This window comes from Psychrobacter sp. CX18, from assembly GCF_057396215.1.
Genome location: NZ_JBXYJH010000025.1, coordinates 1 through 9,895 on the forward strand (window position 1 = coordinate 1; position 9,895 = coordinate 9,895).

Genomic DNA, 9,895 nt, shown 5'->3' on the forward strand with positions numbered 1-9,895 from the left:
AATTGACTGACATTGACCGCGTCATTCGGGTTAGTGCCTGCAGCAACACCCGTGATTGCAGTGTCGCCTGCATCGATACCATCTGTATTATCGATGGTGACAGGACCAACCGTCACACTGTCAAAGGTAACATCTTTAGCGGTGGCAAAGGTAAACTTGCTGCCATCTTGTACAACAGTTAAGTTGTCGCCTGCAGCATAGGTCACTGTATCCCCTGGTGTTACTAAAGTGGTGCTGGCGCCCGTCTCATTACCTGCGGCGATAACATTAAAGCCGGATTGGTTAATAGCGTCAGCCACACTGCCTGCAGTCACTAGGCTGTTTTCATCGCCATCAGTTGGGGTGAATACTGAACCATCAGTGTTAGTGTTGAGGATCGTGGTGTTTGCAGTAATCTTACCATCAGCATCTTTGGTGATGGTGGTGTCATCGGTGTTGACGGATACATCGAAGATGGTCGCACCATCTGCGTTGGTAGCTGAGCTATCAACCGTGATAGACCCGTCATCAGAGGTGACCTCTTCTTGTGAAGCAGCAGCCGCTTGTTGCAACTGATCTTCTGTGGCGGCTTGTCCGGTTACGATGTTATTGGGATCGTAGGTGGTGTTGGTTAAACCGTTCACTGTACCTTGATCACCATTAATAGTAACTGGGTTGGCTGTGCCAACTGTAATCTGATCGGCTAAACCAAACTCGACCCCATCTGCGGTGGTTGTGGTGATGACATTGCCATCTGCTTCGGTGAAATTAACGGTATCACCAAGCTGGTAGTTGTTGTCGGTATCACCATCGCCAACGTTAAAGCCTTGGGCTACATTAGTGTTGGTGTCGAATAACTGGTCACCGGTTACAGCGTCTTTACTGCCGTCGGCAATGACTCCATTAGCAACATTGTTGATTTTATCACCGCCGACATTAAGACCATCTGCTGTGGAAGATAGTTCTGTACTATCACCTGCAGTATCTCCAATTAAAACCGAATTAGTCGCTGTGACCGTTTCAAAAACAGGATTTTCACTCACTGAATAAGTAAATACTGAACCATTTTGGTCGAGCACCATATTGTCGCCAGCTTGAAACGTTACTGTGTCTTGATTCTTAATACTTTCTGCGGCCACAACCCCTGTAGTGCTACCAGTACCTGTACTACCCGCAATCGCATTAAAGCCTGAATTGTTTACGGCATCAACCACATCGCCAGTAGTAGCAATTGCATCAGCATTAGGTGTTTCTGCTAAACCTGTACTTGAATTTTGAGTAACGTCACCAGTATTCACACTGATAACACCAGTATTGGCGTCGGTTACTAATGTATCATTATCAGTATTAACGGATACATCGAAGATAGTCGCACCATCTGTCGTTGTACCACTATCATCCACATTGATAGACTTATTACTTGAAATAACTTCTTCGTTAAGACCTGTAACAGCACTTTCTAACTGACTAACATTTACGGCATCGGTATCAGCCACACCTTCGGCAACATTAACAATGGTATTGTTACCATTATCTAGTCCGTCAGTATTTAATCTAACCCTATCTTTACTAGTATCTTGCGGCGTTATTGCAATACCATCTCCAGTAATTCGAGTCTCATTGCCAGTAGCATCTACAAATGTAGCATCCGATAAATCCTTTAAGCTTTTAGCAAGTTTAATCTCTAGTGTATCTGTTTCGTCAGATACAACACCAATATTATCATCAGTTAATAAAGTTGGTTCGGTGATACCACCTTCAACATTAACAGTTTGCCCAAGTTGTCGATCAAAATCAGCACCAGTATCACCAGAGAATGTTAGCGGTGTATTGGCCAGTTCATTTAACTGACTACCATTAACGGCATCCGTAGAAGAGGAACTGACTTCACCTGCAGCGACATTGGTAATTTTATCGCCGCCAACATCTAGACCATCAGCTGTTGAGGTTAGTGTTGTGTTATTACTGCTATCACCAATAACCACACTATTGAACTCTGGATTATCTGCAAATTGTACTTGTACCTGACCATCGGTCACTACGGTTTGTAAATTTTTAGCAGAATAATTACCTTCAGTTGCAGTATTTGAGCTATCTTCAGCTAAAGCAATAGCTGAATTAGACCCTATTATATTCAAAGTGCTGCCAAGGCTTTGCTGAGTTCCATCCGTGCCAGTATCAGCATTTGTGTTACCAGTAAATGTTAAAGGTGAATTAGCTAAATTTGCTACCGACTTAAGTTGTGATACGTTAACTGCATCACTGTCTTCTGAACCTGCAGCCAGATTAGTAATTTGACGTGTGTTATCAGTATTACCTACTGATACTGCGCCATACTCTCCTCTGACAGTTGCAGATATCGCACCTTTATCTGTTTGCGAGGCTTCATCAAGCGCATAAACCGTATCACTTGCTGCAGAGGCAGTGCTGGAAGTCGCTGCACCAGTTGTCAGGGCTACTCTATCAGCATTTGAAAGACCACCTAAAGCAACACCATAGTCCACAGACGCATCGGCTTTCGACCCTATGGCAACCGCTCTAGTTTCAGTAGATGAAGTATCTTCACCAAAAGCTACAGCACCATCAGCCGTTGCCCTAGCAAGCGCACCGATTGCAACTGGAGTCGCGTTAGAACCATCCGGTTGTGTTTCGCCCGTATAATAAGACTGCGCATATGCACCAATTGCAATCCCTCCACCTTGGACTCCAGTGCCATTGAAAGTATTAGGTCCATCTACGCCAGTTACAGTTGCATTGTTGCCGATAGCAATACCAGAAAATGTTTCGTTAGTAGCTTCATCACCTATTACCACTGCCCCACCACCAGGACTATTAGTAGTTGCCGAATTACCTATAACAACATTAGGACTGTTTAAATAATCAGCACCTGAGGGAGCATCCCAAAAATATGTTACAGAACTTGCAGAATCTGCACCGATAACTATGTCACCAGTTTGGGAGTTCGTAACACCGCCCGAGGTATAATCTAAGTTTGAGCTGGCATTGTTACCTACGACAATAGAGTCTGCATTTTGTACATTAGTATCAGTACCCACGGCGATACTATCATTTCCTAGAGCAGTTGCATTAATTCCTGCCGTTAAGGCATTAATACCACCCGCTCCAGCAAAGTCATTTAACTTGCCAAGGTTAGTGCCATTTGGCGTTTGGGTGGCGCCAGTGCTGTTGACATGAAAATACGTATCTTTATCAACTGCTTTAAGCTGAGCCACGTTAACCGCATCGGTATCTTTAGACCCTGCTGCTACACTGGTGATTTGTCGTGTAACTGTTGTTCCATCACCAACTGACACGGCACTGGTGGTTGCTCGCCAAGTTGATGTAGTATCTGTAGAATTAGTACCAGTGATTGCATCATAACCGCTATCAGCAGGTGCATCTCTATTAGCTACTGAAGCTGACCCAAGCGCTACTGAATCAATTAATGTTGCGGAAGATCCATTGCCTATTGCCACCGCTCTAGTATTGGATGCCTTAGCACCAGGGTTGCCATTATATCCACCACCTATAGCAACAGAGCCTGAACCCTGTGCAACTGCAGCACCTGATGAGGTTCCACCACCTATCGCAGTAGAACCAGACCCATCTGCATTGGCTGAACGACCTATTGCTGTTGCATAAGTCGTATTTGCGACGGTATCGGTACCTATCGCAGTAGCGTTATTTCCGTTAGATTTGGCATCTTGACCTATAGCAATACTATTAGCTCCACTAGAATTGGATTCCAAACCAATGGCTACTGACCCATTACCTGAAGCTTGGGCATTCACACCCGCCGCTAAGGAGTCATCTCCAGTAGCGCCAGCCGCTTCATTTACTTTACCGTTATTTGTTGTTGCATCACCAGTACCACCATTCGTCCCATCATTAACATGGAAATAGGTATCTTTATCTGCCGCTTTTAATTGCGCGACGTTCACCGCATCAGTGTCTTCAGAACCTGCGGCAACGCTAGTGATTTGTCTTGTTGAGTTGGTACCATCCCCCACTGACACAGCAGCCGTTGTGGCACGCCAGGTGGATGACGTATCCGTAGAGTTGGTGCCCGTAATGGCGTCATAGCCACTTACAGATGACACATCTCGACTTGCCACAGATCTTGCCCCAAGTGCAACGCCATCTTCAACGCTGGCATTAGCGCCAGTGCCTAAAGCTGTAGCATTGATACCCGTATCTTCAACCCTTGAATCATAACCTAGAGCAATTGAGTTAGCCGCTCCAGTGACGGTTTTAGAGTTACTTCCTATGGCAATGGATGAATGACCATCCGACTCAGCGACATGTCTTGTAGCTCCAGAGCCGCCACCAATTGATACAGAGTAATTACCATCAGAACTTGAACCTCTTTGTAAGCGATTGCCATTTCTTTGCGTGCCAATGGCAATGGCAAAATCACCATTAACAGTCACATCATTACCTATGCCAATACTTTGCTGACCATTAGCATATACTTCTGAGCCGATGGCAACTTGTTCAGGGCTAGCACCACTGGTATACGTTTCATGTCCAATCGCTAAACTACTCGCCTCTTGAGCGATAGCATTTCTACCAATAACCACACTACCATGGCCTTGAGACTCTGCATTAGAGCCCATTACAATACTTTGATACACCCTTTCTCTAGTGGGTACATTATCCTCACTGATGGCTTTAGCATCACGACCAATAACAATATTTTCATAATCGTTTGTATTAGCATTAGTGCCAATTACCACAGAATTTGGCGCTCTATTTGTACCATTCGAAGTTAATGAAACTCTAGCGTTATTCCCAAATGCTATACTATTAACCCCAGTTGCTAAACTATCCTTACCGATTGCGATGGCATTTTCTGCTTCTGTAGTAGCGCCGTCACCGCAAGCTATTTGACCGTCTGAACCTGCATCAACTTGTCCAGAAGCAGTATTAGTTGCTGTTGTTCCATTTACGCTAGGAACGACACATATACCATTTGCGGCCATAGCCTGCGAACTAATGCCTAAGGCACTTAAAATACCTAATGTAAGTAAACCTAATTTTAGAAACTTCAAAATACCGACACTGCCTTTACTAAAGCTTGATGATTTAGTAGTAGAACGATTACTCTTTTTACCTCGTCCTTTTGCGTATTCTGCAACCGCGACAAACGACCCCGTAGTCTTGTTGAACACAACTTTATAAATATGATTCATTAGCACTTTCCTTACAGGTAATTTTACAAAATTGCATTTTTAGCAAATTTGAATAATAAGTTTATTTATATTTTATAGAATCATAAGATTTGATAATAAATGTATGATCTAATTTTTTAAAATCGAAACTTAATAACATCCCTTATTAATTTACAAAAACTTATTATTAGTAAACTTTTACAAACAAACGTTTGATATCTATAACTTTGTAAACAATATATGAAGAATGTTAATAACTTTAAAAATACTTTAATAATTTTAAAAAAATTAAAACAATCATACACAATCACATTACAGTGTGCAACCAAGGTGCTGGGTATCAAACCTTTAATAGTGTAGCTTAAGATATTTAATTTATAAGACTAAGATTAATCGATTTTCTATAAATGAGGTTTAGCTATTCATTAAATTTTAAACACATTTCATAAGTTAGTTTTAATATTTAAAATATAAGATATAGCTTTATAATTAAGGAATAATTAAATTAGAGAGAGTGGAACAGACATAATTTCATTCAAATATAAGTGCAAACTAAAGCTACATTATTTCCATAACTAAGCTTTAGTTTATCGAATCTAATGGGTATAAAACGGAGCTTTTCAATTATCAAAGGTTTCATATTTAATGTCTAGTCATATATAATTGTAAGTCCACATGCTATTACCTGTAATAGAATTACTTATTTTAGGTATACTTCTATCTGTATCGGTTTTTTAGATTTGTAATTTTAAATCGACTGTATTGCTGTTTAATAGAACCGTACAGTTGCCGTATCACTCAAATCCACTTGTTCTAATTAATCTGTCCCAATCAAATATCATGAATGGTACTACGAGGGATTATAAAGTTAATAGGGTTATCATGAGCATCTATCGCTAGATGAATTTTGGTGGCACGTTTGGCTACACGTTTATTGACCAAAATAATTATCATTTTCGCCGCTGATATGTTGATGTGATTTATAATAGCCATCCTGTATAATTATCCATACAAGCTCTAAGTCTTTAATCATAAGCTTAAAGAGTTTAACAAGCATATTTGCTCCTAAACCGACGTCGATAAGCCATATAGGTAGTATCAAGCTTGCAAAATCATCAGGTACGTCACGCCAAATTCCACATACCCCAATAAAAACTATAAATCATAATATATTTTCATTAAGTCTCACTGATATGTTTAAACTACATGATCTACGAAAAGTAAATTGTAATTGACTTTGAATATCACTCTAAATCATATTGGTCACGAAGCCATTGAAGAATTAAAGCGGAATCTTAAGTTCATAAGAGTCATTCAACTGTAGTCCGCAAACTACTAAGCGATTACAGTATTAAGCTTGCTCCAGTAGTTCTTGCACTCGGTTGACTTATAAGCAATTCAGACTTCTTTGACTATACAATATAGAGACGACAGCTATTTTACTAAGCGACATATTCACCATCAAACAACATGCAAAAAAAAAGCCCCCCTTCGTATGAAGGGGGGCTTTTAGGTATAGGGAGCTGACGATGACCTACTCTCACATGGGCGAACCACACTACCATTGGCGCGACGATGTTTCACTTCTGAGTTCGAGAAGGGATCAGGTGGTTCCATCGTGCTATTGTCGTCAGCAAAGGGGGTATAGATATGAGTTGGTTAAGTTATTTACTTAACGTTGTATTGACTATAGTATCAAGAACCTGAATCAAGGTTGCTATTTATAAGCAATCATCAGGATGATATCGAAATAATTGGCAACATACTAAAACCACTTGGGTGTTGTATGGTCAAGCCAAACGAGCAATTAGTACAGGTTAGCTACACGCATCACTGCGCTTCCACATCCTGCCTATCAACGTCCTAGTCTTGAACGGCTCTTAAGGGAAATCTAATCTTGAGGTTGGCTTCCCGCTTAGATGCTTTCAGCGGTTATCCAATCCGAACGTAGCTACCGGGCAATGCCATTGGCATGACAACCCGAACACCAGCGGTTCGTCCACTCTGGTCCTCTCGTACTAGGAGCAGATCCTCTCAAATTTCCAACGCCCACGGTAGATAGGGACCGAACTGTCTCACGACGTTCTAAACCCAGCTCGCGTACCTCTTTAAATGGCGAACAGCCATACCCTTAGGACCTGCTTCAGCCCTAGGATGAGATGAGCCGACATCGAGGTGCCAAACACCGCCGTCGATATGAACTCTTGGGCGGTATCAGCCTGTTATCCCCAGAGTACCTTTTATCCGTTGAGCGATGGCCCTTCCATACAGAACCACCGGATCACTAAGACCTACTTTCGTACCTGCTCGACTTGTGGGTCTCGCAGTTAAGCGCGCTTTTGCCTTTATACTCTTTGAACGATTTCCGACCGTTCTGAGCGCACCTTCGTACTCCTCCGTTACTCTTTAGGAGGAGACCGCCCCAGTCAAACTACCCACCATACATTGTCCTCGGTATTGTTATACCTGAGTTAGAACCCCAACATGACCAGGGTGGTATTTCAAGGTTGGCTCCACAAATACTGGCGTATCTGCTTCAAAGCCTCCCACCTATCCTGCACAAGTCAGGTCAAAGTTCAATGTAAAGCTGTAGTAAAGGTTCACGGGGTCTTTCCGTCTAGCCGCGGGTACACAGCATCTTCACTGCGATTTCGATTTCACTGAGTCTCTGCTGGAGACAGCGCTGCCATCATTATGCCATTCGTGCAGGTCGGAACTTACCCGACAAGGAATTTCGCTACCTTAGGACCGTTATAGTTACGGCCGCCGTTTACTGGGGCTTCGATCAAGAGCTTCGCCTTACGGCTTACCCCATCAATTAACCTTCCAGCACCGGGCAGGCATCACACCCTATACGTCCACTTTCGTGTTTGCAGAGTGCTGTGTTTTTAATAAACAGTTGCAGCAGCCTGGTATCTGCGACTGCTAGTAGCTTACACCGCAAAGGGCTTCACCACCAGCAGCGTACCTTCTCCCGAAGTTACGGTACCATTTTGCCTAGTTCCTTCAGCAGAGTTCTCTCAAGCGCCTTGGTATTCTCTACCTGATCACCTGTGTCGGTTTAGGGTACGATTCGTTTATGACTTAAGTTTAGAAGCTTTTCCTGGAAGCATGGTATAGACCACTTCGCCAGTAAACTGGCTTGCTATCAGATCTCAGCATATAACCACCCGGATTTACCTAAGTAGTCTGCCTACATCCTTTCACCTGGACAACCATCGCCAGGCTGGTATAACCTTCTCCGTCCCTCCATCACATCATAAACAAGTATCAGAATATTAACTGATTTCCCATCGACTACGCCTTTCGGCCTCGCCTTAGGGGTCGACTCACCCAGCCCCGATTAACGTTGGACTGGAACCCTTGATCTTCCGGCGTGGATGCTTTTCACACCCATTATCGTTACTCACGTCAGCATTCGCTCTTGTGATACCTCCAGCATGCCTTACAACACACCTTCACAGGCTTACACAACGCTCCCCTACCACTTGAAACATGTTCAAATCCGCAGCTTCGGCTCCTAGTTTGAGCCCCGTTACATCTTCCGCGCGGGCCGACTCGACTAGTGAGCTATTACGCTTTCTTTAAAGGATGGCTGCTTCTAAGCCAACCTCCTAGCTGTCTATGCCTTCCCACTTCGTTTCCCACTTAACTAGGAATTTGGGGCCTTAGCTGGCGGTCTGGGTTGTTTCCCTCTCCACGACGGACGTTAGCACCCGCCGTGTGTCTCCCGGATATCACTCATCGGTATTCGGAGTTTGCATCGGTTTGGTAAGTCGGTATGACCCCCTAGCCGAAACAGTGCTCTACCCCCAATGGTGTTCGTCCGAGGCGCTACCTAAATAGCTTTCGGGGAGAACCAGCTATCACCGAGTTTGATTAGCCTTTCACCCCTATCCACAAGTCATCCCCTGGCTTTTCAACGACAGTGGGTTCGGTCCTCCGGTGCCTGTTACGGCACTTTCAACCTGCTCATGGATAGATCACTCGGTTTCGGGTCTATACCCTGCAACTAAACGCCCTATTAAGACTCGGTTTCCCTACGGCTCCCCTAACGGTTAACCTCGCTACAGAATATAAGTCGCTGACCCATTATACAAAAGGTACGCGGTCACCCAACAAGTGGGCTCCCACTGCTTGTACGCACACGGTTTCAGGTTCTATTTCACTCCCCTCACAGGGGTTCTTTTCGCCTTTCCCTCACGGTACTGGTTCACTATCGGTCAGTCAGGAGTATTTAGCCTTGGAGGATGGTCCCCCCATCTTCATACAGGATTTCTCGTGTCCCGCACTACTTAATATGCTTGCATTTATGTTTCGAATACGGGGCTATCACCCACTATGGCCAGATTTCCCACTCTGTTCTTCTACATAAAATTAAGTCGGCTCCTCCCCGTTCGCTCGCCGCTACTAGGGGAATCTCGTTTGATGTCTTTTCCTAAGGGTACTGAGATGTTTCACTTCCCCTCGTTCGCTTCCTAATAAATTAGGATACCTAACTTACGTTAGGTGGGTTTCCCCATTCAGAAACCTCCGGATCACAGATTATTGCCATCTCCCCGAAGCTTATCGCAGGCTGTCACGTCTTTCATCGCCTCTGACTGCCAAGGCATCCACCATGTGCGCTTAATTACTTGACCATACAACCCCAAAGGGTCTTTAGTCAGCAATTATAACGATATCACCTTGATAATTTACGCTTGATTCAGTTCTCTTTACTTTGTAACCAACCTCTTGGGATAACA

The 9,895-nt window shown here is 43.7% G+C and carries 1 protein-coding gene and 2 rRNA genes; all 3 read right to left on the reverse strand.

Annotation, left to right across the window (positions count from 1 at the left end):
• Window positions 1-5,171, reverse strand: a 5,171-nt coding sequence (locus AC2SLT_RS12850) for an ESPR-type extended signal peptide-containing protein (RefSeq protein WP_486548049.1), incomplete at its 3' end; no start/stop codon positions are given.
• Between the two features lie 1,500 nt (window positions 5,172-6,671).
• Window positions 6,672-6,785, reverse strand: a 5S ribosomal RNA gene (gene rrf, locus AC2SLT_RS12855).
• 151 nt (window positions 6,786-6,936) lie between these two features.
• Window positions 6,937-9,790, reverse strand: a 23S ribosomal RNA gene (locus tag AC2SLT_RS12860).
• Window positions 9,791-9,895: the final 105 nt, after the last annotated feature.